General features: G+C 46.3%; 20 protein-coding genes. 18 read left to right on the top strand and 2 right to left on the bottom strand.

The window, feature by feature from the left end:
* Positions 1 to 145 precede the first annotated feature (145 nt).
* The 4 genes from NST47_RS22220 (at position 146) to NST47_RS22205 (ending at position 8,299) form a co-directional block, all read left to right on the top strand.
* The gene (locus NST47_RS22220; RefSeq protein WP_341157088.1) at positions 146 to 5,914 is read left to right on the top strand and encodes a HAMP domain-containing protein; all 5,769 of its coding nucleotides are present in this window, start codon (positions 146 to 148) and stop codon (positions 5,912 to 5,914) included.
* Positions 5,915 to 6,034: 120 nt separating this feature from the next.
* The gene (gene pxpB / locus NST47_RS22215; RefSeq protein ID WP_341157087.1) at positions 6,035 to 6,763 is read left to right on the top strand and encodes a 5-oxoprolinase subunit PxpB; all 729 of its coding nucleotides are present in this window, start codon (positions 6,035 to 6,037) and stop codon (positions 6,761 to 6,763) included.
* Positions 6,751 to 7,710 carry a 5-oxoprolinase subunit C family protein gene (locus tag NST47_RS22210; protein ID WP_341157086.1) on the top strand — a complete coding sequence of 320 codons (960 nt, stop codon included), beginning with the start codon at positions 6,751 to 6,753 and terminating at the stop codon, positions 7,708 to 7,710. Before pxpB ends, NST47_RS22210 begins: the two co-directional genes overlap by 13 nt.
* Positions 7,711 to 7,753: 43 nt before the next feature.
* Complete coding sequence (locus NST47_RS22205; RefSeq protein WP_341157085.1) at positions 7,754 to 8,299, top strand: DUF1697 domain-containing protein; 546 nt, start codon at positions 7,754 to 7,756, stop codon at positions 8,297 to 8,299.
* A 19-nt stretch (positions 8,300 to 8,318) separates the two neighbouring features.
* On the opposite strand, the gene NST47_RS22200 is transcribed toward NST47_RS22205, so the two are convergent.
* Positions 8,319 to 9,197, bottom strand: a complete 879-nt coding sequence (locus NST47_RS22200) for a LysR family transcriptional regulator (RefSeq protein ID WP_341157084.1) — start codon at positions 9,195 to 9,197, stop codon at positions 8,319 to 8,321.
* Positions 9,198 to 9,352: 155 nt separating this feature from the next.
* On the opposite strand from NST47_RS22200, the gene NST47_RS22195 reads away from it, so the two are divergent.
* From NST47_RS22195 to NST47_RS22165, 7 genes are all read left to right on the top strand, one after another.
* The gene (locus NST47_RS22195; protein WP_341157083.1) at positions 9,353 to 10,093 is read left to right on the top strand and encodes an SDR family NAD(P)-dependent oxidoreductase; all 741 of its coding nucleotides are present in this window, start codon (positions 9,353 to 9,355) and stop codon (positions 10,091 to 10,093) included.
* A gap of 66 nt (positions 10,094 to 10,159) precedes the next feature.
* Positions 10,160 to 11,050: a DMT family transporter gene (locus NST47_RS22190; RefSeq protein ID WP_341157082.1), complete on the top strand. Its 891-nt coding sequence runs from the start codon at positions 10,160 to 10,162 to the stop codon at positions 11,048 to 11,050.
* Between the two features lie 163 nt (positions 11,051 to 11,213).
* The gene (locus NST47_RS22185; RefSeq protein WP_341157081.1) at positions 11,214 to 13,574 is read left to right on the top strand and encodes an AraC family transcriptional regulator; all 2,361 of its coding nucleotides are present in this window, start codon (positions 11,214 to 11,216) and stop codon (positions 13,572 to 13,574) included.
* A gap of 105 nt (positions 13,575 to 13,679) precedes the next feature.
* Positions 13,680 to 15,317: an extracellular solute-binding protein gene (locus tag NST47_RS22180; RefSeq protein WP_341157080.1), complete on the top strand. Its 1,638-nt coding sequence runs from the start codon at positions 13,680 to 13,682 to the stop codon at positions 15,315 to 15,317.
* Between the two features lie 84 nt (positions 15,318 to 15,401).
* Entirely contained in the window at positions 15,402 to 16,334 is a 933-nt protein-coding gene (locus tag NST47_RS22175; RefSeq protein ID WP_341157079.1) for an ABC transporter permease, read from the top strand.
* Between the two features lie 13 nt (positions 16,335 to 16,347).
* Entirely contained in the window at positions 16,348 to 17,229 is an 882-nt protein-coding gene (locus NST47_RS22170) for a carbohydrate ABC transporter permease (RefSeq protein WP_341157078.1), read from the top strand.
* Positions 17,226 to 17,627, top strand: coding sequence for a helix-turn-helix domain-containing protein (locus NST47_RS22165; RefSeq protein ID WP_341157077.1), 402 nt, complete (start codon positions 17,226 to 17,228; stop codon positions 17,625 to 17,627). The genes NST47_RS22170 and NST47_RS22165 overlap by 4 nt, the downstream gene beginning before the upstream one ends.
* Positions 17,628 to 17,847: 220 nt before the next feature.
* Here the strand turns inward: NST47_RS22165 and NST47_RS22160 are convergent, their stop codons facing one another.
* On the bottom strand, positions 17,848 to 18,348 hold the full coding sequence (locus tag NST47_RS22160) for a MerR family transcriptional regulator (RefSeq protein ID WP_341157076.1): 501 nt from the start codon (positions 18,346 to 18,348) through the stop codon (positions 17,848 to 17,850).
* A gap of 170 nt (positions 18,349 to 18,518) precedes the next feature.
* Here NST47_RS22160 and NST47_RS22155 point away from each other — a divergent pair, with 170 nt between their 5' ends.
* The 7 genes from NST47_RS22155 (at position 18,519) to NST47_RS22125 (ending at position 24,912) form a co-directional block, all read left to right on the top strand.
* A complete protein-coding gene (locus NST47_RS22155) occupies positions 18,519 to 19,370 on the top strand; it encodes an aldo/keto reductase (protein WP_341157075.1) in 852 nt (283 codons plus the stop codon).
* A gap of 424 nt (positions 19,371 to 19,794) precedes the next feature.
* Positions 19,795 to 20,751, top strand: coding sequence for an S-layer homology domain-containing protein (locus NST47_RS22150; protein WP_341157074.1), 957 nt, complete (start codon positions 19,795 to 19,797; stop codon positions 20,749 to 20,751).
* 193 nt (positions 20,752 to 20,944) lie between these two features.
* Entirely contained in the window at positions 20,945 to 21,448 is a 504-nt protein-coding gene (locus NST47_RS22145) for a GNAT family N-acetyltransferase (protein ID WP_341159730.1), read from the top strand.
* Between the two features lie 60 nt (positions 21,449 to 21,508).
* Positions 21,509 to 21,877, top strand: coding sequence for a DUF423 domain-containing protein (locus NST47_RS22140; RefSeq protein ID WP_341157073.1), 369 nt, complete (start codon positions 21,509 to 21,511; stop codon positions 21,875 to 21,877).
* A 243-nt stretch (positions 21,878 to 22,120) separates the two neighbouring features.
* Positions 22,121 to 23,347, top strand: a complete 1,227-nt coding sequence (locus tag NST47_RS22135; RefSeq protein ID WP_341157072.1) for an MFS transporter — start codon at positions 22,121 to 22,123, stop codon at positions 23,345 to 23,347.
* Positions 23,348 to 23,477: 130 nt separating this feature from the next.
* Positions 23,478 to 23,774: a hypothetical protein gene (locus NST47_RS22130; RefSeq protein ID WP_240417674.1), complete on the top strand. Its 297-nt coding sequence runs from the start codon at positions 23,478 to 23,480 to the stop codon at positions 23,772 to 23,774.
* 160 nt (positions 23,775 to 23,934) lie between these two features.
* Entirely contained in the window at positions 23,935 to 24,912 is a 978-nt protein-coding gene (locus NST47_RS22125) for a sugar-binding transcriptional regulator (RefSeq protein ID WP_341157071.1), read from the top strand.
* Positions 24,913 to 24,916: the final 4 nt, after the last annotated feature.

Raw genomic sequence — 24,916 nt, 5'->3', positions numbered from 1 at the left:
TAACTATGGGTAAAAATGTGTAGAATATAGGATATTAGTGTCTTTATTCCCTCTACTATTGTGCCTGGAACTTACACATTGGATCGAGCTGAAAAAGGAACTCATTTACCTGATAATAAATTTATGCATAGAAAGGACCTTGACAATGCCGGAGCAGGAATGGAATGGAGAATCGGTCAAAGATGTATTGGAAACTGGAGAGCTTCTTAATGCGTTAATGGCACTGAAAAAAGGTAACTTTTCTTATCGCTTGCCTTATGATCATACGGGCGTTGCAGGCAAGATCGCTGATACATTCAACGAGATCATGGATATGCAGGAAAACCTTGTGACCGAGGTTCAGACCGTGGCTAAGGTTGTAGGTAAGGAAGGTCAACTCTCCCGAAGATTCTCACACAAAAATACAGGCGGTTCATGGGACACCGTAGTCGAGTCGCTCAATGGTCTCGTGATTGACCTGATTCAACCGACCAGTGAGATGGTACGTGTTATTAATGCGGTCGCTCAGGGAGACTTGTCGCAAAAGGTAGAGCTCGAATTTGAAGGACGCGCATTGACTGGGGAATTTCAAAGAACGGCTACCAACATTAATATGATGGTGAACCAGCTCAGCACCTTTGCCTCGGAAGTCACGCGGGTAGCGCGCGAGGTAGGTACAGACGGCAAGCTGGGTGGTCAGGCCGATGTTAAAGGTGTATCGGGCACCTGGAAGGATCTTACCGACGGCGTTAACAATATGGCCAGCAATTTAACGGATCAGGTGCGTAATATAGCTGCAGTGACTACGGCGGTTGCGAATGGAGACTTGTCCAAGCAAATTACCGTTAATGCCAAAGGCGAGATCATGGAGCTCAAAAATACGATCAACACGATGGTGGATCAGCTGTCGACTTTTTCTTCCGAGGTTACACGGGTTGCCCGTGAGGTAGGTACGGAAGGGAAGCTGGGCGGACAAGCAGATGTTAAGGGTGTATCCGGCACGTGGAGAGATTTAACGGAAAGCGTTAACTATATGGCCTCCAACTTGACGAATCAGGTGCGTAATATCGCAGTTGTTACGACGGCAGTTGCGAATGGAGATCTATCCAAAAAAATAACAGCAGATGTACAGGGTGAAATCCTGGAGCTGAAAAATACAATCAATACGATGGTAGACCAATTGTCTACATTTGCTTCCGAGGTTACCCGGATGGCTCGTGAGGTAGGAACGGAAGGGATACTGGGCGGACAGGCAGAGGTAAGCGGAGTTGACGGCACATGGAGAGATTTAACGGAAAGCGTTAACTACATGGCCAGCAATTTAACGAATCAGGTGCGGAACATTGCGGAGGTAACCACAGCGGTTGCGAAGGGCGATTTGTCAAAAACGATAACCGTAGATGCCAAGGGTGAAATCCTGGAGCTGAAAAGCACGATTAATACGATGGTCGATCAGCTTAGTAACTTTGCTTCTGAGGTAACTCGGGTGGCACGTGAGGTGTCAACGGAAGGGAAGCTCGGTGGACAAGCAGATGTTAAGGACGTATCGGGCACCTGGAAGGATTTAACCGACAACGTTAACTTCATGGCGGGGACATTGACCGATCAGGTACGGAACATAGCGGAAGTTACGACAGCGGTTGCAAAAGGCGATCTGTCGAAGCAAATTACCGTTAATGCGCGCGGTGAGATTTTGGAGCTGAAAAACACAATCAATACGATGGTGGAGCAGCTGTCGACGTTTGCCTCCGAGGTTACCCGCGTAGCGCGTGAGGTGTCGACGGAAGGGAAGCTTGGCGGACAAGCCGACGTTAAGGATGTATCGGGCACCTGGAAGGATTTAACCGACAACGTTAACTTCATGGCGGGCACATTGACTGACCAGGTGCGGAACATAGCGGAAGTCACAACGGCAGTAGCGAAGGGTGATCTATCCAAGCAAATTACGGTTAATGCGCGCGGTGAAATTTTGGAATTGAAAAACACGATCAATACGATGGTGGAGCAGCTGTCGACATTTGCCTCCGAGGTTACGCGTGTAGCCCGTGAGGTGGGGACGCTTGGGATGTTGGGTGGACAAGCTCAGGTTACAGGTGTTGCCGGTACATGGCGCGATCTGACAGAAAGCGTTAACTACATGGCGTCCAATTTGACGAATCAGGTGCGTAATATCGCAGTCGTCACCACAGCCGTAGCGAACGGCGATCTGTCGAAGAAAATTACGGCAGACGTTCAAGGCGAAATCCTGGAGCTGAAAAACACAATCAATACGATGGTGGATCAGCTCTCAACGTTCGCCTCCGAGGTTACGCGTGTAGCCCGTGAAGTAGGTACGGAAGGGAAGCTGGGCAGTCAGGCGCAGGTTAAAGGCGTAGGCGGCACCTGGAAGGACTTAACGGACACCGTTAACTACATGGCGAGCAACCTGACCATTCAGATGCGCAATATTGCCGGAGTGACGACAGCAGTTGCCAATGGCGATCTTTCCAAAAAAATTACCGTAGATGTTAAAGGTGAACTGCTTGAACTGAAAAACACAATCAATACGATGGTGGATCAGCTGAATTCATTTGCCTCCGAGGTTACGCGTGTGGCCCGTGAGGTAGGTACGGACGGCAAGCTTGGCGGTCAATCCCAGGTGCGTGGCGTAGGTGGAATCTGGAAGGACTTGACGGATAACGTTAATATTATGGCGACGAACTTAACTGATCAGGTGCGGGGAATTGCGAAGGTTGTAACCGCCGTTGCCAATGGTAATATGAAGCAGAAGCTGACAGTGGAAGCCAAGGGTGAAATCGCAGAATTGACGGATACGATCAATAATATGATCGATACGCTCGCTACCTTCGCAGACCAGGTTACGACCGTTGCTCGTGAGGTAGGCGCGGAAGGTAAGCTGGGCGGGCAAGCGAACGTTCCGGGTGCCGCGGGCACCTGGCGTGATTTAACGGACAACGTTAACTATATGGCGAGCACGCTGACCACACAGGTTCGAGCGATCACTAACGTGGCGACGGCGGTTACGAAGGGTGATTTGTCCAGAACCATTGATGTCGCTACAGCCGGTGAATTAGCAACGCTGAAGGATAACATGAATGAAATGATTCGCAATCTGAAGGAAACGACCCGAATCAATACGGAACAGGATTGGCTGAAAACCAACCTGGCGAAGTTTTCCCGATTGCTGCAGGGTCAGCGTGACCTGTTTGCCGTGTGCCGGATGATCTTGAGTGAGCTGGCTCCGTTGGTATCCATGCAGCATGGTGTCTTTTATATTAACGAGCCTGTAAGCGGTGTCCCTGTATTGAAGCTGTTTGCGAGCTACGCCTATCATCAGCGCAAGCATCTATCGAATGAATTCCGTGCAGGCGAGGGTCTTGTCGGGCAGTGTCTGATCGAGAATCAACGGATTTTGCTAACCAACGTACCTTCTGATTATGTGATGATTTCCTCAGGCTTGGGAGAAGCGACACCGCTTAATATTGTGCTGCTCCCGATTATTTTCGAGGAGCAGGTACTGGCTGTCCTGGAGTTGGCATCCTTCCGTGCCTTCAGCGAAATCGATCTGGCTTTCCTGGATCAATTGACGGAATCCATCGGAATCGTGATCAACACGATGCAGGCGAACCAACGGACAGAGGAGCTGTTGATGCAGTCGCAATCTCTGACCGAAGAGCTTCAGAAGCAGCAAAATGAGCTGCAAACGACTAACGAAGAGCTGGAGGATAAAGCCAAGCTGCTCGTTATTCAAAAGGCAGAGGTGGAAAGCAAAAACAATGAGGTTGAGGTAGCGAAGCGTTTCCTGGAGGAAAAAGCCGAGCAGCTGGTGCTGACTTCCAAATACAAATCGGAGTTTTTGGCCAATATGTCGCATGAGCTGAGAACGCCGCTTAATTCACTGCTGCTGCTCGCCGAACAGCTGGTGGATAATCCGGATGAGAACCTGACCGATATCCAGGTGAAATTTGCCAAAACGATTCAGGACTCTGGATTCGATCTGCTCAATCTGATTAACGATATCCTGGATTTATCCAAGATCGAGTCGGGAACGGTTACACCTGAATTCAACGAAACCTCAATTAAAGAGATTACCGACGGATTGGATCGTACCTTCCGCCATATGATCGATAACAAGAGACTTGATTATTTGATCAAGATCGAGCCCAATGTACCTAAAACCATATTGACCGATTCCAAAAGGCTTCAGCAGATTCTGAAAAATCTGTTGTCCAATGCGTTCAAATTCACGGAGCAAGGTCAGGTCATGCTGCTGATCCGCAGAGCTTTGAATGACTGGAGTCCTGATCATGATCTGCTGAATCGTGCCAAAATGGTATTGTGCTTCTCGGTTAGCGATACAGGTATTGGAATTCCGAAGGAAAAGCAGCAAATTATTTTTGAAGCCTTCCAGCAAGCGGACGGCAGCACGAATCGGGAATATGGGGGGACAGGTCTGGGATTAGCCATTTCACGGGAAATTGCGACCATGCTCGGTGGTGAGCTGACTCTGTTCAGTATAGCAGGCAAAGGAAGTACCTTTAACCTGTATCTGCCTTTGGATGTCGATGTGCCGGATTCCGATGTGAAGCAGAAGTATATCCCGGAAGTCATAGATGTCACTCCATTGAAGCGGAATCGCAGCTATCAGAATAATATAGAGGAATTGATCATCGATGATCGGGACGACATTCAACCTGGAGACCGTGTATTCGTAATTATTGAAGATGATCAAAAATTCAACGAAATTTTGCTGGATGTGCTTCACAAAAAAGGGATTAAAGCGATCATTACCAACAAGGGCTCAAATGTGCTGGAGCTAGTCAACCAGTATAAGCCGGTCGCTATCACGCTTGATTTGCATCTGAAGGATACGGATGGCTGGCTGGTCATTGAGCATCTCAAGAATGATATGAGTGTCCGTGACATTCCGGTCTGTGTCATTTCGGTTGAGGAGGATGTTATTCAACTGATGCAGAAGGGCGTCTTTGATTACATTTGCAAACCGGTAACGAAGGAAGATCTGGACAATGCTCTCGATAAGCTGAACAGCTTTGCCGATAAAACGGTTCGTCAGCTGTTAGTCGTGGTACGTGATGAGCAAAGGCGTAAAGAATTTGTAAGCATGATTGATAATAAGGACATCAAGATCACGGCAGTGGACACGTCCCGTAAAGCACTTAATCAATTTAAAACGAAAAGCTTTGATTGTGTGCTGGTAGACAATGACTTGACGGATATGAAGTTCATTCAGCTGGTTCGCGAAATGCAAAAAAGCTCCAAAAACAAATATCTTCCTATTGTTATCAATCCAAGCAGAAAACACACAGTGGAAGAAGAAAACGATCTGGAAGATTTGATGAAAACAGCTGTTGTGAAGGAAGTCAAATCATCGATTCAAATACTGGACGAGACAAGCCTGTTTCTGCATCGCAAGGCGGAGAATCTTCCAGAAGGGCCGCGGGAAACGCTTGTAAAGCATTTACAGTCTGATGCGATGATCGAATCCAAAAAAGTGCTTGTTGTTGATGACGACATCCGTAATATTTTTGCCCTGACCACGATATTGGAGCGTCATAGCATGAAGGTGTATGCGGCTGAGAACGGTAATGATGCGATTACTATTTTGCAGCAAAATCCCGATATTCAGATCGTATTGATGGATATTATGATGCCGGTAATGGATGGCTATGAAACTACACGTGCTATACGTGAAAAGCCTGAGTTCAAGGATTTGCCTATTATTGCCCTCACAGCCAAAGCCATGAAGGGAGATCGGGAGCAGTGTCTGGAAGCAGGAGCCTCTGACTATATTACGAAACCGGTAAATAGTGCCCATCTCTTAACGATGATACGCAACTGGTTAACGGGGGATGACAGTCTGGAAGAGGACTCCAGATCCCAGCCTCAAGGATATCATAAAATTTTCACAACATAAGCATGCAACATAGGTTTTGATAATCAGGCTTTTATAACTGGAACAAGTACCCTGGGACGCTAATCCTGGGGTACTTGTTCGCTTGTACGTTCAATAAAACCTACGGAGGGATGGCATCCTATGCGGCTTTCAATGGAAGGGCCGGCCTATTTGCCTCTGGGTGACCAGGTTCTTCTTCTACAATTTGGTCAGGAAGTATCGATGGAGTTGAATCTTTATATTCATCAATATGTACAAGCCATTCAGGCAGCCAGGATTAAAGGAATCCAACAGGCTGTAGCTTCTTTTTGCAGTATTTCGATCAGTTATGATCCCATACTTATACGTTATCAGCATTTGGTGAATGCACTGCAGCAAATGGATACGACTAAGCTTGTTTCGGTGAGTCCCAAGGGTAGAGTGCTGCACATTCCCGTTGTGTATGGTGGTGAATACGGGCAGGATCTGGATTACGTAGCTGATACAGTAGGGCTGAGTCCTGACGAAGTCGTTCGTATCCATTCCGATGAAACCTATTTGATTTACATGCTTGGTTTCATCGCGAGTTTCCCTTATTGCGGGGATATGGATAGCCGGTTATCACTGCCGCGGCGCACAAATCCGCGTGTAAAGGTGGAGAAGGGCTCCATTGCTATAGCTAATCGGCAAACGAGTATTTATCCCGTCTCTTCACCAGGAGGCTGGCATATTATTGGAAGGACACCACTAAATACGTTTGATCCTTACTCAAATCCACCCAGTTTATTCAGGGCAGGGGATTATATCAAGTTTGAAGCCATTACAGCTTCCGACGCTGAGAACTGGAATGAACTTACACGAAAAGAGTGGACTGAACAATGGCAGGAATAGAAATCTTGAAGTCGGGATTGCTTACTACCGTACAGGACTTGGGCAGAACGGATTATCGGATGTATGGTGTGAATACGTGTGGGGCGATGGATAGGTTCTCTCTGCGATTAGCCAATCTGCTGGTGGGCAATGGGGAGAATGAGGCGGCTTTGGAAGTTACGATGATCGGTCCTCATTTGAAATTTCTAGTCGACAGCGTGGTTGCAGTAACGGGAGGAGACCTTGCCCCAAGACTTAATGGTACCGCGATTGGAATGTGGAAAACGATCCTTGTATCCGAAGGGGATATTCTCCAATTTGGTCATACGAAGCATGGCTGCCGCTCCTACGTGGCAATCAAAGGCGGAATCGATGTGCCTCTGATTATGGGGAGCCGTTCAACATTCATTCGCGGCGGCTATGGCGGATTGGAGGGAAGAAGTCTAAAGGAGGGGGATAGGCTGGATATAGGTGAAGAGGAGCCGCGTGTAGATCGGGCTTTGGTTGCAGGTAGAAGCTTGCCTCCAGCTTATAGACCTGATTATGTGACAGAACGTCCTATCCGATTTATCCCCGGTCCGCAATCAGATCGTTTCATCGAGACGTCATTGGATACTTTTGTTGCTGATTCCTACACCATCCTGAATGAATCGGATCGTATGGGATATCGGCTTAAGGGCCCTCAGTTGAAGCACAAGTCGGGTGCAGATATGATTTCGGATACAGTTACAATCGGTTCCATACAGGTGCCAGGCGATGGCCAACCGATTATATTGATGTCAGATTGCCAGGTGACAGGAGGCTACACCCAGATCGGTGTCGTTATCGGCGTAGATATTCCATATCTGGCTCAAAGAAAACCTGGTGATCGCATACAATTTCAGCAAATCGGGATTGAGGACGCTCAGCATTTCTGGAGGGAACAGGAGCGGCTTATTTCTTTGATAAGAATGCACAATGCTCACTGAATGTACCTTTTGGGCAGAATGATTTAAAGAAATGAGGACAACAATGACTATATATATCGCATTATTGCGCGGCATTAATGTAGGGGGCAAGAACAAGATAAAGATGGCAGAATTGAAAAATTCGTTTGAAGCATTGGGTCTGGAACGTGTGAAAACCTATATTAATAGCGGGAATGTTTTGTTCGAATCTCAATTAAGTGAAGCAGTCTTGCGTGAACAAATCGAGCAAGCAGTTCACAGGGATTATGGTATTGCGCTGACAGTAATATTGAGGACGGCTCAGGAGCTGGAACAGATGATTGAACATTGCCCATTCTCCCTGGATACCTTGCTGGCAGGGGAAAGTATTCATGTCTCTTTTCTGCTCCGGGCACCTACCGAGGACCAAATTACCTACTTATCCCGAATCCAAAGTGAAAAAGATGAATTCCAGATTCAAGGCCGAGATCTTTATTTATGGTTCCGTCAAAGCCTATTGGATTCCAAGCTTGCGAGTCATATTCCAAAATTTGAAGATTCTGCGACAACACGCAATTGGAATACGATTCTAAAGCTCGACGCGCTGGCAAAAGCAATGAAATCCGATTGAGAACATGCAGTTTCCCCTTTTATTCATTCGCTTCAGCTGCATGCTGAGCATGGGGCAATGTGCACATAAAGGCATTCAAAGCGCTGCTCACAAATGAGTCCTTTCGTGTAATGAACTCGGTTTGCATATGACGGTACGAATCGGGAATAGCATGTGTACGGACAGTGCCTTCCGTTTCGTGCTTGTTTATGACGGATTTGGGCAGCAGAGAGACACCAAGCCCTGCCGATACACCACCAATAATCGCTTCCAGTGTACCAAACTCCATAATGATCGGCTGCGTTATGCCAATGGACTGAAGCCACTGATTCAGCACTTCCCGATAAGAGCATCCGGTGCTGTACACGAGAATGGGTTTGGTTACAGCTTCATCGAGCTGGATGACTGCAGGAGTAGAAACGATAACCAGCTCTTCATCAAATGCCGGCACCGATTGCAGGTCAGGATGATTACATTTGCAGCCTATGAAGGCACCATCCAGCTCATAATGGAGTACCTTATCCATCAAATATTGCGAATGCCCGGTCGTTAGTGACAGCAGTACACCAGGATACTGCTTGTAATAAGAGGCTAACAGCTTTGGCAGTCTGACGGCGGCAGCGGTCTGCGTGGAGCCAATGACGAGCGGGCCACTCGGTTCACTAGACGAGGTGAGTGCCAATGTGACTTCATCCAGCAGACCGACAATTTTGTCTGTATAGGTGAGTAAGGTCTTGCCGCTCGAAGAAAGTGTCATCCCCCGATTATGACGAAAAAACAAGATGGTTGCCAGCTCCGACTCCAGCTGCTGAATCCTTGCGGTCACATTGGATTGAACATAACCGAGCCTTTGTGCCGCTTTGGTAATCGAGCCCTCCCGGGCGACCATTTGAAACACGCGTAAATCTGAGCTCTCCATAGCTACAAACCTCCCCAATCCGATTGAGCTATTTTCAATCGGATTCTTGATATCATAAATTGTGATACCCAGTATCTCTAACAATCATTATACATAAAATCAATCCTCCGTTACAATCATTCTAAACCGATTAAGACATTAGGGAGGATCCGAATATGAATGTGCATAATAAAGTCGCTTTAGTCACTGGCGGAGGAACAGGAATTGGCAGGGCAACGAGTATAGCATTGGCAGAACGGGGAGCCTGGGTAGCAGTGAACTATTCGAGGTCCAGGACAGACGCTGACGAAACCGTGCAAACGATTCTAAGCACGGGTGGTCGTGCCATGTCTGTTCAATCTGATGTGTCCAATGACCGGGAAGTGCGCGCAATGGTCGCAGCCGTTGTCCAACAGTTCGGAACTGTTGATTTGCTTGTCAATAATGCGAGTACTACTCAACACATCGCGCTTGACGATCTGGAAGCAGCAACAGATGAGGTATGGGATGAGCTGTACGCGGTTAATGTTAAAGGCATGTTTAATTGTGCACGTGCTGCCGCTCCATGGATGAAGCACAATCAACAAGGAGCAATCGTCAATGTTGGAAGCATCGCCGGACTAAGCGGTTCAGGCTCATCACTCCCCTATGCTGTATCCAAAGCTGCTGTGCATGGACTTACCAAATCATTGGCTCACGCATTGGCTCCGGAAATTCGAGTAAATTGTGTCGCACCCGGAGCTGTCGCAACCAGATGGTGGGCAGGACGGGAAGAGAAGATGAATCGGTTAAGCAAAAACCTGCTGCTCCAGCACATCTCCACCCCAGAGGATATTGCCAGGCTGATTTGTGCGGCATTGGAGCAGGAATCCATGACTGGGCAAATCATCACCATCGATTGCGGACAAACCTTATAACCGCAAACATGCTTTTGAAAGAGAGGATAACCCAACAACTCAGCAAAGCAATTGGAGGCTTGTACTATGAGCAAAATCAAATATATCGGGCTTGTGGTATTGACAACTTTTATAATGGGGATTGCCTTTCCGGTTGGCAAGCTTGGCATGGCTTATGCACCGCCTTTTTTCCTTATGGGCATTCGGTTCGTATTGGCAGGGGTGCTGCTTGCACTTATCGTCAGCAGGAAACCACGACCGCGTGGAGGCAAGCAGTGGCTGCAGGTGGCTATAATTGGTCTGTTCCAGTCCGCGGGTGTGATGGGATGTGCCTATTTCAGTATGCGATGGATCACCTCGGGCGAATCCTCAATTATTACATGTACGAATCCACTGCTTGTCATTATACTCGGGACCTTGTTTACCGGCGCTGTATATCGTGGTCATCAGTGGATAGGCGTTGCTATTGGTTTTATAGGTGTCGTGTTCACTTTTGGACTGCATATGGATATTCAACCAGGATCGTTTATTAGCTTCGCGGGAGCCTTGTTCTTTGCTGTGTCCACATTGCTGGTAAAACGATGGGGGCCTGCATTCGATATCAATGTTATGGCTGCTTATCAGATGATAGCGGGTGGAGTCGCTTTGTTTATTTTAAGTGCATTCACGGAGCAGCCTTATTTTCATATGACCTTTACATCGATATCCATTGTGCTATGGCTTGCGATTATGGGCTCCATCGTTCAGTTCTCGTTATGGTACTACCTGCTGCGGGGTGGTGATCCTGCCAAAACAAGCACTTTTCTGTTTCTCGTACCCCTTTTTGGTCTTTTATCCAGCTGGCTGCTGCTCGGCGAACAGGTTCAGTGGTATGTGGGAGTCGGTGGTGCACTCATCTGTGTGGGAATTGTGCTTGTCAATTGGGACAGAAGAAAACAGCCGGGATTGCAAATAACCAAACCCTTAATAGAAGGGTAAGGCAGATGACGAATACAAGCAGGGGTGGTGATCACTTAGATCGCCACCTTTTTTGTTGTTGCAAGGAACATTTGATCAAAGTGTTAAAAATCAAACTTTTCCCAGCACCTCAAATCGGTTATGTTAAATATAGCTATGATCATTCATAGAGGGGGAAAGCTGCTTGAATCTAAAAAGAATGCTGTCAAACCGGAGAAGTGTCATTATAACCTGGTTGATTTCGTATATCGTCGTGTTATTCGTACCCGTATTATTCAGCGCTGCGCTGTATTGGGAGGCACAAAATACCATTGATGAACAGATTCAAAGAGCTAATGATACACTGCTGAAGCAGATGCAGGATGCTATAGATAATGAAATTGCGCAGGTCAATCGCTTGACTAATGAAATGTATTCCAATGTAAAGGTGCATGATTTATTTTATTCCAACAAGTTTGCGCGTGACGATTTTCGCTATGAGCTGTACGGGATTACACAGGACTTGGGCAGATACCGCTCAACCTTTTCCAATATTGATGAATATTACATTTACTGGTCAACGGGTGATATTGTCATAACTCCAATGGTCTACAAGCCTTCGAGCTTGCTTTATTCGGATCTGTACAGCGGCAGTGAGTTGAGCTTTGGGGCGTGGACTAATAAGATCAGCAATTTAAAGCAGCGGCAAACGATGTATACAAGTCGTATCAATGAAGCAGGCCGTAAGCAGAGCTATGTAAGCTTTATAAGTCCTTTTCCTGCGGATAGCAACGACAAATCGGTAGGCTCTATTGTGGTGATGATCGATACGAACAAGCTGTTACATACCATTTCCAGCGTGGGTCAATTTAACGGCGGGGATTTATTTATACTCAATGAAAATAAACAGGTCCTGGTCTCGAATACGACAAAGGAGATCGATTTATCACCAGTCAGCCAAATTCTTGAAACCTCAGGCAATGTATATGGCAACTATCACGGAATCAAATCGCAATTTTTTTATATTAAGTCTTATAATTCAAAATTATCCTACTTGATGGTTGTTCCCGGTAATCTGGTGTGGACAGCTTCTGCTTATGTACGAAATGTAGCCGCTTACAGTATCGTTTTCAGTGTGCTTGGCGGTTGCATCCTCACGGTATTTTTCTTGCGCAGGAACTATAAGCCGTTGGATTCGATCATGCAATCGATGACGCTGTACTTTGGAGCTGAGCAGAAATCCGGCAACGAGTTCCATTTTATTCAAAACGCCTTTGTGGATACAGTAAACGAGAAGGAGCAAACGAATGTCCGTTTGAAGCAGCAGCAAAATCAGCTGCGGTCACACTGGATTTCCAGATTGCTGAAGGGACGCATGGATGCCCAGCTTTCCCTGGAAGAGGCTGAGCCTTCGTTTGAGCTTGATTTTGACTCCGAAAATTTTTGCGTGATGCTGTTTTATTTGGAGGACAGCGAGCTGTTTTTCAAGAAGGCTCACTTTCTGCAGGTTGCCGATAAGCATAAGCTGCTGCAATTTATTGTGACCAATGTAGTCGAGGAACTGGTCAATCAACAGCATACGGGATACATGGCTGAGGTGGACGATATGATGGCTTGTTTAATCAATATTCGCCATCAGGATTCGAAAGATACGGCTGATCGACTGGAACATATAGCCCGAGCGGCACAAAGCTTTCTGATGAAGCATTTTGAGATTGAGGTTACCATTTCCATTAGCGGCTTTCACACCTCGAAGCTGGAAATTCCGGAAGCCTATAACGAAGCACTCGATGCCATGGAATATAAGCTGATACGCGGCAAGCACGAAATTATTAGGTATGAAAAGATTCGAAAGGGCGACCCGTCACAATTGAAGGCGGGTTACTATTACCCTCTGCAAATGGAGCAGCAGCTCATTAATTATGTTAAAGCCGGCGATGTGAATAAAGCAAGGGCATCATTAAATGAAATCATTGAACGCAATTTCCATCAATCGGTTATGAATGTGGAGCTTGCCAAATGTTTATTTTTTAATCTCGTGAGCACGTTTATTAAAACGATGAATGAAATCGGGGATATGGATATACAAGAGACTTTTTTTCACAACAATCCGCAGGCGATTGAAGAGCTGACTCATTCCCAAACTATAGCCGATATGCACCAGCAATTACTGGTCATGTTGGAGGAGGTTTGCCGTCTTACAGCCGCGAAGCTGGAGGCTAATAAGTTAAAGCTGAAGGACGATGGTCTGGGTGAGTTTCTGCAAAAAATTATCAAATTTGTGAAGGAAAATTATGCGGATGCCAACTTGAATATATCGATGATCGGAGACTCATTTCAAATGAAGCCGACTTATGTATCCAAGCTGTTTAAAGACCATTCCGGTGAGGGGTTATTGGACTATATTAATAAAATTCGAATTGAGAAGGCGAAAACCCTTTTAAGAGAAGGGAATATTCCTTTACAGGAGGTTGCCAATCTGAGCGGGTTTAATGATCTTAATACCTTTATGCGCCTGTTTAAAAAGTTTGAAGGCATAACGCCTGGTCAATATAAAACATTTTGAGCATGATTTTGGATATATTGAGGATTCCATGACCTGCTGTATCGAGGCATAATCGGATGGTAAGTCTTAACAGGGCTACCAGTAAACAAGGAGGTCATTGTATACATGAACAACAAATTGAAGAGGTCTTTTGCTGTACTCACAACAGGGCTTATGGGAGGCAGCTTGCTGCTTGCTGCTTGTTCCAAAGAAGCGACCCCGGCACCGGGCAGTACACCGGCAGATACGAAAACGCCTGCAACAACGACAGCTACAACCACTGGTACGTATCCGATCAAAACGGATAAGGTCATTACGCACTGGTACGTTGCTGGAGCCGGACAATTGGCGGCCATTCCGGATGTGAACAACTGGCCGGTCTTTCAGGAATTAGCGAAACGGACGGGAATTAAGGAAAAGTATATTTCACCCGCCGTCAATCAGGCCAAGGAGCAGCTTAATGTGATGTTTGCATCCGGTGAATACGCAGACATCATCGAATGGAATTTCTTGAACGATTACCCCGGCGGACCCGAGAAAGCGATTAAAGATGGCAACATCTTAAAGCTTAACGATCTGATAGACAAATTTGCGCCTAACCTGAAAAAGTATTTGAAAGCGCACCCAGATGTGGACAAACAAATTAAAACGGATAACGGTACCTATTACGGTTTTCCCTTCGTACGTGGTGATGATTGGCTGAAAACATATGGTGGACCGATTATCCGCAAGGATTGGCTGGATGATCTTGGCTTACAGGTACCTACAACGATTGACGAATGGTATATCGTGCTGAAAGCTTTCAAGGAGAAGAAGGGAGCAGCGGCTCCACTGACCTTTATAAGCGGTGTTCCGCGCGTATTTGATGACCTGGGCACGGGTGCTTTTATTGGAGCTTACGGTGTAACACGCGGCTTTTCCTTGAAGGATGGCAAAGTCATATTCGGACCTGCGCAGCCGGGCTACAAGGAATTTTTGTCTACCATGCGCAAATGGTACGTTGATGGCTTGCTCGATAAGGACATCGCAACCATTGACGGGAAAATTCGTGATGCCAATATGACGTCGGGTAAATCCGGAGCTACCTATGCCCTGGCAGGCGGAGGTATCGGCAAATGGCTGACGGCGATGAAGGACAAGGATCCCAAATATAATGTAGTCGGCGCCCCGTATCCGGTACTGAAAAAAGGCGATATTCCGATGTTCGGCCAAAAGGATTACACGGCACCAAGCGGCGGAACGTATGCGATCTCACCAAAAAGCAAAAATCAGGAGCTGGCGGTTCAATTGCTTGACTACGGCTTTAGCGAAGAAGGCATGTTATTCTATAACTTCGGAATTCCGGGCGTCAGCTATGATATGAAAAATAACTATCCTACCTATTCGGATATGATTCAGAAGGATTACAGCTTGAACCTCGGTCTCTATACAAGATCAACAGGCGGCCCGACCGTTCAGGACAGACGTTATTACGAGCAATTCGCGGCGCTTCCACAGCAGCAGGAGGCTGTTACGACCTGGTTCAAAACCGATGTGGATAAATACATGCTGCCTCCGATTTCCCCGACACCGGAAGAAAGCTCGGAGCTGGCGAAGATTATGACCGAAGTGAATACGCTGGTCGACGAAACCACGATCAAGATTGTGTTGGGGACAGATACGCTGGATTCCTACGATAAGTTCCTTGACAAATTAAAAGCACTCAAAATTGATCGCGCCATTCAGATTGAACAGGCTGCATTGGAACGCTATAACAAAAGATAGAAAATTTACGGAGGGCAGGGGAGAGGAGCTGCTATTCATCTCCTCTGTCTTCTTCATCAAGTCTTGCTATGGAAGGAGAGCATCATGCAAAATGTCGTCAAAAAAACGAATTGGAGGAAGTTCCTCCTTAATGATCTGATACGCAATAGGCTGCTTTATATCATGATGCTGCCTGCATTATTATATTACATTATTTTCCATTACGGTCCTATGTATGGTGCTATAATAGCATTTAAGGAGTACACACCATCGAATGGAATTATGAACAGCGAATGGGTGGGACTTGCGAATTTCCAGGATTTTTTTAGCGGCTTTTATTTCTGGCGTATTTTCAAAAATACAGTGCTCATCAGCTTGTATTCCCTTATATTCGGTTTTCCCGCTCCTATTCTTCTCGCTCTGTTCATCAATGAACTGAGAAGCAAAGGCTTCAAACGAATCGTTCAGTCGGTTACGTATATGCCTTATTTTATTTCACTTATCGTAGTTTGCGGTATCATCAAGGACTTCACGAATAGCGGAGGTCTGATTAATACGATGTTCAGCTATTTGGGCGGCGATGGCAAGACGATGCTGCAAAATCCGAATTACTTTCGCCCGATTTATATACTATCCGAGATTTGGCAGCATTTTGGTTGGGAGTCGATTATATATTTGGCAGCTCTAAGCGGTATTGATCAGGAGCAGTATGAAGCAGCCCGCATCGATGGAGCCGGACGTTGGCGGCAGATGCTCAATATTACAATTCCGGGCATCCTGCCAACCATTACCATCCTGCTCATTCTGCGAATGGGGAACCTGCTGAATGTTGGCTTTGAAAAAATCATTCTGCTTTACAATCCTTCGATCTACGACACGGCAGATGTCATTGCCTCTTATGTATATCGGAAAGGTCTGATTGAGTTCAACTGGAGCTTCAGCGCAGCGGTTGGCTTGTTCAATTCGTTAATCAATCTGGTTTTGCTGGTCACAGCTAATTATATTAGCCGCAAAACGAGTGAAAACAGCTTGTGGTAAGGAGTGTCCAAACATGGGTAACCAAAAGTCACTATCGGATTCGTTAACCGACGGCTTCATTATTATCGTGATGCTGGGTCTGATGCTCATTACGGCCTATCCGATCATCTATGTCATCCTTGCTTCGGTTAGTGATGGGACGGAGCTGATGAAGCACACCGGCTTTCTGTACAAATCATTCGGCTTTCATCTGGATGCCTATTACAAGGTGTTCGGAAATCCGAACATTCTTATCGGTTATGGCAATACGATCTTTGTGGTCATTGCCGCTTTGGCAGTCAGTATGAGCATCACAGCGATGACTGCTTATGTACTGTCGCGCAAGCAGGTATTTTGGAACAAAATCTTTATCTTTGTCATCGTGCTGACGATGTTTTTTAACGGAGGCCTGATTCCTTTTTATTTGATCGTCAAAAATATCGGGCTGATGAATTCACTCTGGGCGCTGATTCTGCCCTTTGCCGTGAATACGTTTAATCTGATCATTATGCGAACCGCATTTATGAGTGTGCCTGATAGTCTGGAGGAATCCGCCAAGATCGACGGCGCCAATCATTTTGTGATTTTAACCCGTATTATTGTCCCGCTATCGCTGCCTGTTCTTGCTGTGATGTCGCTGTATTATGCGGTGGAAAAATGGAATGGATGGTTTTATGCGTCCTTGTTTTTGAAGGACCGCAATCTGTTCCCGCTGCAGCTGATTCTCAGAGAAATCCTGATCTCGAATTCCACGGACAGCATGCTCGGAGGCGGAAGCATTGACACAGCGGTTCAGATCAGCGAATCTATCAAGTATGCAACCATAGTGGTCGCAACCTTACCCATTCTGTGTGTGTATCCTTTTGTACAGAAATATTTTGTAAAAGGGGTTATGGTTGGAGCTTTGAAAGGATGATGGTTACGACAACTCTGGAAACTGAGGTTGAGCAGCGGGGACAGATCAAATTAACGGGTAAGCATCAGCAAATCGTAGATACGATGGTGCACCATATCAATCAGCATTATATGGAGCCTAACTTGTCGGTGGAGACCCTTGTTGACATTACCGGGTTGTCTACCAATTATGTTCGGAGGGTTTTTAAAGCGGCGACCAGCCAATCATTCTCGGAATATACGGCAAGGCTTCGGTTTCAAAAGGTACAGGAGCTGCTGACAGAAACCGACTTGCCAGCAGTCAGAATCGGTGAGAGGGTGGGCTTCATCAATTCGAGCTACTTCTATGTTTCCTTCAAAAAGTTCACAGGAAAAACACCGGATTTGTACCGTAAGCATCACAAGAAAGCCACGAATTGAAACAATGAGTGGGGAGTTCCTGTGCCCCTCTCGTTATAATTTGACCAAAAACTTAGGCCAAACAGAAGACCCGAACAATTGTACCGCCTAAAAGGCTGCGTTGTTCGGGTTTTTGTACGATAAGTCTCCTTCAGTTGGCTCCGCTTGGCATTAATAACCCATGTGATGGAAAAAAAGCGAACGATACTAGCAATCGATAAACTTAAGTTGCAATGATGATCTACTCCTGTAAAGCAGCTGCTGGGCATTGGACCGAAGCTCCGGTTTCAGGAAGGCTGCGATTCTTTAACCGGGATGCCGGACAACTGCCTGCATCCTCCCGATTTGTTTCCCATTTGGCGGGATTGGTCGTGTCCGGGATGCGGCGCTCCAGAATAGCCTGATATTGGAGGGCTTTTTCTTCCAAATGGGCAACGCGGCGCTTGGCTTCTTCGAGCTGAATCAGCGCCGCTTCCCTATACTCCATCATAAGTGCGAAGCGCTGCGGAACGGTCGAATCACCTTCGAGGCAGAGATCGACGTATGTTTTGATATTTTCAATCGGCAGCCCAGTCTGCTTGAGGCATTTGACGCCATACAGCCAATTGATCGATTCTTCGTCGAACAGCCGAATGTTGTTTTTATTGCGTTGTACGCTCGGCACCAGGCCCTTATCCGTGTAAAAGCGTACGGCGTGCTCGGTAAGTCCTGTTATCAGAGCGGCATCTTGGACCGTATACATATGCAATCCTCCCTGGGAAAAAAATATTGAAAACGGCTTGACTTCGTGTTACACGAAGGCGCTAGGATTATTGTAACGCAAATCGGCCAGAAGCGGAATCCCCGCTGCGGTGCCCGATTCCCGGGAAACGCTGCCGTTTGCAGATTTACATTTGATGGGGAGGAATTAATATGCAAAACGTAACCTTGAACAACGGAGTGAAAATGCCGATCATCGGCTTCGGTGTCTACCAAGTTCCCGATGCTGAAGAATGCGAGAACACGGTATATGAAGCGCTGAAGGCCGGCTACCGCCTGATCGATACCGCCGCCGGTTACCTGAACGAGGAAGCGGTTGGACGCGCAATCAAGCGCAGCGGCGTACCGCGCGAAGAACTGTTTATCACGACCAAGCTCTGGATTCAGGATGCCGGCTACGAGAGTGCCAAACTGGCTTTTGCCAAGTCCTTGCAGAAGCTGCAGCTCGACTATCTCGATCTGTACCTCATACACCAGCCGTTCGGCGATTACTACGGCGCATGGCGCGCGATGGAAGACCTGTACCGCGAAGGCAAGATCAAGGCGATCGGCGTCAGCAACTTCCTGCCCGACCGTCTGATGGACCTCATTGTGCATAACGAAATCGTGCCCGCCGTCAATCAGGTTGAAACGCACCCGTTCCACCAGCAGATCGACAACGCTGCTTTCATGAAAGAGCAGGGGGTGCAAATCCAGTCGTGGGGACCGTTCGCCGAAGGACGTAACAACATGTTCGGCAACGAAGTGCTGACCTTAATTGCAGAAAAACACAACAAATCCGTCGCCCAGGTCGTGCTGCGCTGGCTTGTTCAGCGCGAAGTCGTTGTCATTCCAAAATCGGTGCGCAAAGAGCGGCTCGTCGAGAATTTCGATATTTTCGATTTTGCACTGAGCACGGAAGATATCGAACAGATTTCCACCCTGGATACGGGGGAAAGTCTTTTCTTATCGTACCACGACCCGGAAATCGCCAAGATGCTGGGCAGCTTGAGAGTCGATCTGTAACCTTTGATCGAACCGTGAATTCATCACGCAATCATTCTCAATTGTATAAGGAAGGGCAGGTGCTGCGCCTGTCCTTTTTTGTGTCCGTTGTACATCACGGCGTATATGATTCGCTTTTGCTTCTCTTTTCGCCGTGCCCCTCATAGCGGGAACCCCACTTTCGCTAGGTTTTCGGGGGAGTCCCTACTGCTCCCGGACGACCTGCCGGATCAGGTTGCTTTCATACAACGCTCAGGGTTAAAGCCTCAATAGCAAAAAAGCGTTTTGGGTCTCCCGGTTAGGTTGTATACCAAAATTCCAATTGCTTACCACAATTTATGATATACATGCCAGAAGATTATCTGAAACATTTATTATCCACTTCACGTTAATAAGATTGTTATCGAAGTATATACAAAAAACATACCACGAGGAGAGAATTACTATGAAAAAAATAGCAGCTTTAGGATTGGCGTCATTATTAATAAGCAGCAGCTTGACCATGAGTACGGCCTTTGCTTTTTCAGATTTGGAAGATGGACAAGCAGTAGCTGTAAATGCTTTAAAAGATCGTGGGGTTGTGAGTGGGATCGACAACGAGCATTTTGCACCTAAAGCACAGATCAGTTATGCACAAAGCGTGCAAATGATTGTCAAAGCGCTGGATTTGAACATCGATATGATTCGTTTTAAGACGCTTCCGGTGGCATCAGGGACGTATACCCAAATCGCCGATAACGCTTGGTATGCGGATGCTTTTGTTATTGCTTATTATAATGGCTTGGAGATTCCTAAGGATGTGAATCCCAATGCAACCGTGACACGTGAGCAATTTGGTGATTTGCTGGTTCGCGCCTTAGAAAAGAAAGGCAATTTTCCAAAGGTGAACATTGTACCTGCTGCGATCAATGATGAGAATCAAATTACTCCCGAATACCAGGGCGCATTGCAGCGTATGCTTCATTACAAAATTGCTGAGCTGGACAAGGATGGCAAGTTTAATCCAAAGAGTCAACTTACGCGTGGTGGCGCTGCAATTTGGGTATATAATGCTATCCGGGTAATGAATGAACATGCGCAAGCACCGGCACCAGCACCAGCTCCAGCTCCAGCTCCTGTAGAAGCTGTTACAGTAATTGTTGAGAAAGTAAGCGACGATGTGAACAAGGTCACGTTATCTCGGGGTGAAAAACCAAGCGCAGGCTACAGTATCGACATCAACAACATTCGATTTGATCAGAGCGGACAGGCAGTCATCTCCTATACGCTGAATGATCCGCAGCCTGACTCAATGAATGCGAGTGTGATTACGGAAGCCAAAACAGTCACATATCTGCCTGTGAAATACAAGGTTGTGACAGAGCTGGCTACTGTTAGTCCTGCCACTCAAGCAAATCAATAACTTACAATGAGGCTATCCCGCAGGGTCGATAAGATCTTGGGGATAGCTTTTTTTTATATTTTCGGGGCTTATTGAACGGACATTGGGTGCGACTGACCTGTTACAACGTCAAAGTAATTATGTTACAATTCAAATTGAGTCCTTAGAACAGGAAGGGATTGTGATATCATCAATTGGGGGAATGCAGGTGAGTATGAGTTACGTCAATCTTCGAGCCTTTGAATCAGAAGATACGAAGGAGCTGCACCGCTGGTTCAATGACGCGGATTCTATTTCCATGATAGGCCGAGTTCCCAGAACCTACGAAGAGACGGTACAGCACGTCGAAAAAAAACGCAAAAATGGTGATCTGGTTCTGGCAATTGAAAATGAAGAACTACATACGGTTGGATGGATTTTTTTGCAAAATATTGAATATGAGCACGGCAGGGCAAGTATCGGTATCTTGATTGCACCGGAGAGTCGCGGAAAGGGTTACGCGGGGGCAGCAATGAGGAAGATGATCGATATAGGCTTCAAGCAGCTTCGGCTGAATAAAATCTATTTAACGACAAGAGGAATTAATGAACAAGCGATAGGCTTATATCAAAAGACGGGTTTTGTCATTGAAGGTCAGCTGAGAAATCACGCCTATAGCGACGGTCGTTATTATGATACTTATATCATGGGAATATTAGCTTCGGAATGGAAAGACTGATCAGTGAACGTAGCGGCCTATTCAAGTAAGTTAAATTACAACCTATTCAGGAGGAACATCATGCAAACGCTTTTGCTGCTTGGCAGCCTTAACATGCTTATTTCAGTAATTTTGGGCGCTTTTGGGGCCCATGCGCTCAAGAAGAAAATTTCAGCGGAAATGTCCGCAGTGTATCAAACGGGTGTTCAATACCAAATTGCCCATGGTCTTGCATTGCTTGGCTTGGGAATTATCTCCAATGGTATTGTGAAAAGTCAGCTCGTATACACGGCAGGCTGGTTCTTGTTCGCAGGTATTATTTTGTTTAGTGGCAGTCTTTATGTACTAAGTATGACAGGTATTAAAAAGCTGGGAGCGATCACCCCCATCGGTGGGCTGGCGTTCATTGTAGGCTGGTTATTACTGATTGTTGCCATTGTTCAAGGGTAAGATATGCATCTGAAAAACTATAGTTCCAACTGTCCTGAATCCGCCTAAATGGCGGATTTTTTGTTGTTATATTCACTTCATACATACAGATCGACAGTTTGACTAAATAATCATCAACAAATAAATATTGAAAATAAATAGATTATAATATAATATATCTATAAATAAACAAACAATAATTTATTCATCTATTTTATTTATTTATTTATTTGTTTATATTTGTCGTTTCAAGGAGGCCTTTTTGTGTGGAACAACCGTTACGTCCGAACCATTATTATGTCCCGTGTGCTATTGCAGCTCGGGGTTTGGATAAGAAATTTTGCGATTTTGCTGTACGTGACAGATTTGACGAACAATGATCCGTATGCTGTGTCACTCATATCTGTCGCGGAATTCGCACCTATTTTTATTTTTGCAATTATTGGGGGAACCTTTGCCGACCGTTGGCAGCCTAAGCGGACGATGGTAGGGTGTGACCTGCTATCAGCTATATCCGTTTTTATCGTGCTGCTTGCGCTTATGTATGGGTCCTGGTATTCCTTATTGGCAGGTACATTGGTATCCGCTATTTTGTCGCAATTTTCTCAGCCTTCGGCAATGAAGCTGTTCAAGCAGCATATACATGCCGATCAGATGCAGGGAGTTATGGCGATGTTTCAGTCGCTGATGGCGGTTTTTATGGTCATTGGACCGATCATCGGCACCTTTGTTTATCAACAGTATGGAATAGGGGTATCGCTTTCCATTACAGGAGCTATGTTTATCGGTTCAGCGCTCGTGTTATCATGGCTTCCCCGTGATATGAAGACGGCGAATGCGACAGTCAGCCAGAGCTTTAAAGCAGAGCTGATAGCTGGTCTACGTTACGTTGTATCCAACCGGGCGTTAAGAACATTATGCTCAACCTTTGCTGCAGCTGGGCTCGCAACCGGATTAATCCAACCGTTAATGCTGTTCATTTCGATTGAGAATTTGGGATTGGATAAATCGTTTCTGCAATGGCTGCTCATGGCTAATGGTGCTGCTATGCTCATCGGTGGAGGCCTGATTATGGGAGCAGCCAAAAAGGTGAAGCCTCATACCATGCTGGCTGTGGGGCTGCTTATTAGCAGTATTTGTACGATAGGGACAGGTGGGTCTACGAATATTGTACTGACTTTTATTTTGCAGATACTCAGTGGTTTATTTTATCCATGTATTCATGTAGGTATTCAAACACTGATTATGAGAAATACGGAAGCGGCATTTGTCGGACGGGTTGGAGGTACGATTACCCCAATATTTATGGGTTTGATGGTACTTGGCATGTCCTTATCCGGTTATATGAAAAATTTATTGACTTTGTTTGGTATTTATTGTGTAAGTGGAGGTTTGCTGGTCATCGGGGCGCTGCTCTTAATTCCGCTTTTTCAGCAACGGGATACGATGGATAGCCGCAGAACCAAGCACAATAGGACAACAACAGGATAGTGACTCGAGCCTGATAAACAAGAGGAATGTGGTGATAAAGATTGGGTATCCAATGTAATGGGTAAATAGTAAACAGGTACAGGAGTAGACATCAAACTAAACTATCAACAACGATGAAAGGATGATCAGAATGAATACGACATACGATTTGCATCAAACGAATGAAGTAGTGGGTGAAACAGGTAAGTATGTATGTGCTGTTGGCGAAACCAAGGAGCTCCAAAAGGGTGAAAGATTTCCGGCATGTCCCCAAACACAGCAGCCTACCTCATGGAGGCACGCTGATCATCAGCATCGATCTGGAGAAAAGGTTACAGAATCTGGGCATTACAAAGACAAGGATGGAGAACGCATAGAGCTGAAGCAGGGCGATGTGTTTCCGAACTGTCCAAGATCCGGGCAGCCTACCTCTTGGAAGCATAATTAACTTAATATAAGTACGATTTGAAGCAGCCACATGGCTGCTTTTTTGCTTTTGGGACAGCTGCCGCAAGTACTCCTTGCCAAAAGATAAATATGTGAATTATAATAAAAATAGAACAAACGTACATTCAAAGTACATATGTACATAACGGTAGGAGGATACGATGTCAGATATTCATCTTGAACGCAACCGTCTGCTCGTCAAAATAAGCCAGCTGTATTATGAAGAAGGGCTCAATCAGCAGGAAATTGCTCAACGTCTGGGAATTTCGCGACCCCATGTCAGTCGGATGCTCACTGCAGCGAAAGCAGAAGGCATCGTGCAAATTCATATCAGGAATCCTTATTCCATTGAACAAGAGATTGAGAAAAGGCTGATAGAAACGTTCGGAATCCATGATGCCTTGGTTGTTCATATTCAGGATGCGGATGCAGCCACAAGAAATCTTCAGCTGGGACGTACCTGCGCTGCACTGCTTGAATCGGTTCTCAAGGATGACGATCTTGTGGGCGTGATGGCAGGTCATACGATCAGCTCGTTGTGCAATGAAATCGAATACTTTTCCAGGAAAAATCTGCAATTCGTCTCGCTTATTGGCGGGTGGGGCTCTGAAGGCGCGACATGGCATGCCAATGCCAACACCAGCATGCTCGCTGGAAAGCTTCGTTCCAAGCATTGGCTGCTGCATGCACCAGCCGTAGTCGGATCCGAGGAAGCCTGTGCTTATCTCCATCAGGAGCCGCAAATTGCCGAGGTGCTGCAGTTAGCTGGGCGAAGCCAGCTTGCTGTGGTCGGGATTGGCCAGGTTTCCGAGCAGGCAACAATCGTGGAGTCTGGATACTTTAGCGAAGCGGATTTTCTGGATGTACAAGGACGTGGAGCGGTTGCTAATATATGCGCCTCCTTTCTGGGCAAGCAGGGCGAGCTGCTCGACTTTGCAGCCAGCAAGCGGATGATCGGCATTACGGCCTCCGAGCTGCGAGGTATCCCTAATGTGATCGCTCTTGCAGGCGGTTTGGAAAAAGCTGAAGCGATAACCGCTGCACTCCGCGGCAAATGGATCGATATTCTGGTCACGGATCTGGATACTGCACAAGCTGTGCTAGCTCTGGAGGATCAGAAGGCTACTACGAAAGGATGAGTGA

Origin of the sequence: Paenibacillus sp. FSL H8-0034, assembly GCF_038000305.1 — a bacterium.
Lineage (GTDB): Bacteria > Bacillota > Bacilli > Paenibacillales > NBRC-103111 > Paenibacillus_S.
This window is presented reverse-complemented; position numbering and strand designations above follow the sequence as displayed.

What these genes read in the sequence shown, in the direction of transcription:
- NST47_RS22210 (WP_341157086.1), top strand. Translation starts at nt 6,751, where the DNA reads ATGGCAGGAATAGAAATCTTGAAGTCGGGATTGCTTACTACCGTACAG.
- NST47_RS22125 (WP_341157071.1), top strand. Translation starts at nt 23,935, where the DNA reads ATGTCAGATATTCATCTTGAACGCAACCGTCTGCTCGTCAAAATAAGC.
- NST47_RS22200 (WP_341157084.1), bottom strand. Translation starts at nt 9,197, where the DNA reads ATGGAGAGCTCAGATTTACGCGTGTTTCAAATGGTCGCCCGGGAGGGC.
- NST47_RS22130 (WP_240417674.1), top strand. Translation starts at nt 23,478, where the DNA reads ATGAATACGACATACGATTTGCATCAAACGAATGAAGTAGTGGGTGAA.
- NST47_RS22145 (WP_341159730.1), top strand. Translation starts at nt 20,945, where the DNA reads ATGAGTTACGTCAATCTTCGAGCCTTTGAATCAGAAGATACGAAGGAG.
- NST47_RS22150 (WP_341157074.1), top strand. Translation starts at nt 19,795, where the DNA reads ATGAAAAAAATAGCAGCTTTAGGATTGGCGTCATTATTAATAAGCAGC.
- NST47_RS22205 (WP_341157085.1), top strand. Translation starts at nt 7,754, where the DNA reads ATGACTATATATATCGCATTATTGCGCGGCATTAATGTAGGGGGCAAG.
- NST47_RS22220 (WP_341157088.1), top strand. Translation starts at nt 146, where the DNA reads ATGCCGGAGCAGGAATGGAATGGAGAATCGGTCAAAGATGTATTGGAA.
- NST47_RS22190 (WP_341157082.1), top strand. Translation starts at nt 10,160, where the DNA reads ATGAGCAAAATCAAATATATCGGGCTTGTGGTATTGACAACTTTTATA.
- NST47_RS22160 (WP_341157076.1), bottom strand. Translation starts at nt 18,348, where the DNA reads ATGTATACGGTCCAAGATGCCGCTCTGATAACAGGACTTACCGAGCAC.
- NST47_RS22165 (WP_341157077.1), top strand. Translation starts at nt 17,226, where the DNA reads ATGATGGTTACGACAACTCTGGAAACTGAGGTTGAGCAGCGGGGACAG.
- NST47_RS22195 (WP_341157083.1), top strand. Translation starts at nt 9,353, where the DNA reads ATGAATGTGCATAATAAAGTCGCTTTAGTCACTGGCGGAGGAACAGGA.
- NST47_RS22140 (WP_341157073.1), top strand. Translation starts at nt 21,509, where the DNA reads ATGCAAACGCTTTTGCTGCTTGGCAGCCTTAACATGCTTATTTCAGTA.
- NST47_RS22175 (WP_341157079.1), top strand. Translation starts at nt 15,402, where the DNA reads ATGCAAAATGTCGTCAAAAAAACGAATTGGAGGAAGTTCCTCCTTAAT.
- NST47_RS22180 (WP_341157080.1), top strand. Translation starts at nt 13,680, where the DNA reads ATGAACAACAAATTGAAGAGGTCTTTTGCTGTACTCACAACAGGGCTT.
- pxpB (WP_341157087.1), top strand. Translation starts at nt 6,035, where the DNA reads ATGCGGCTTTCAATGGAAGGGCCGGCCTATTTGCCTCTGGGTGACCAG.
- NST47_RS22155 (WP_341157075.1), top strand. Translation starts at nt 18,519, where the DNA reads ATGCAAAACGTAACCTTGAACAACGGAGTGAAAATGCCGATCATCGGC.
- NST47_RS22170 (WP_341157078.1), top strand. Translation starts at nt 16,348, where the DNA reads ATGGGTAACCAAAAGTCACTATCGGATTCGTTAACCGACGGCTTCATT.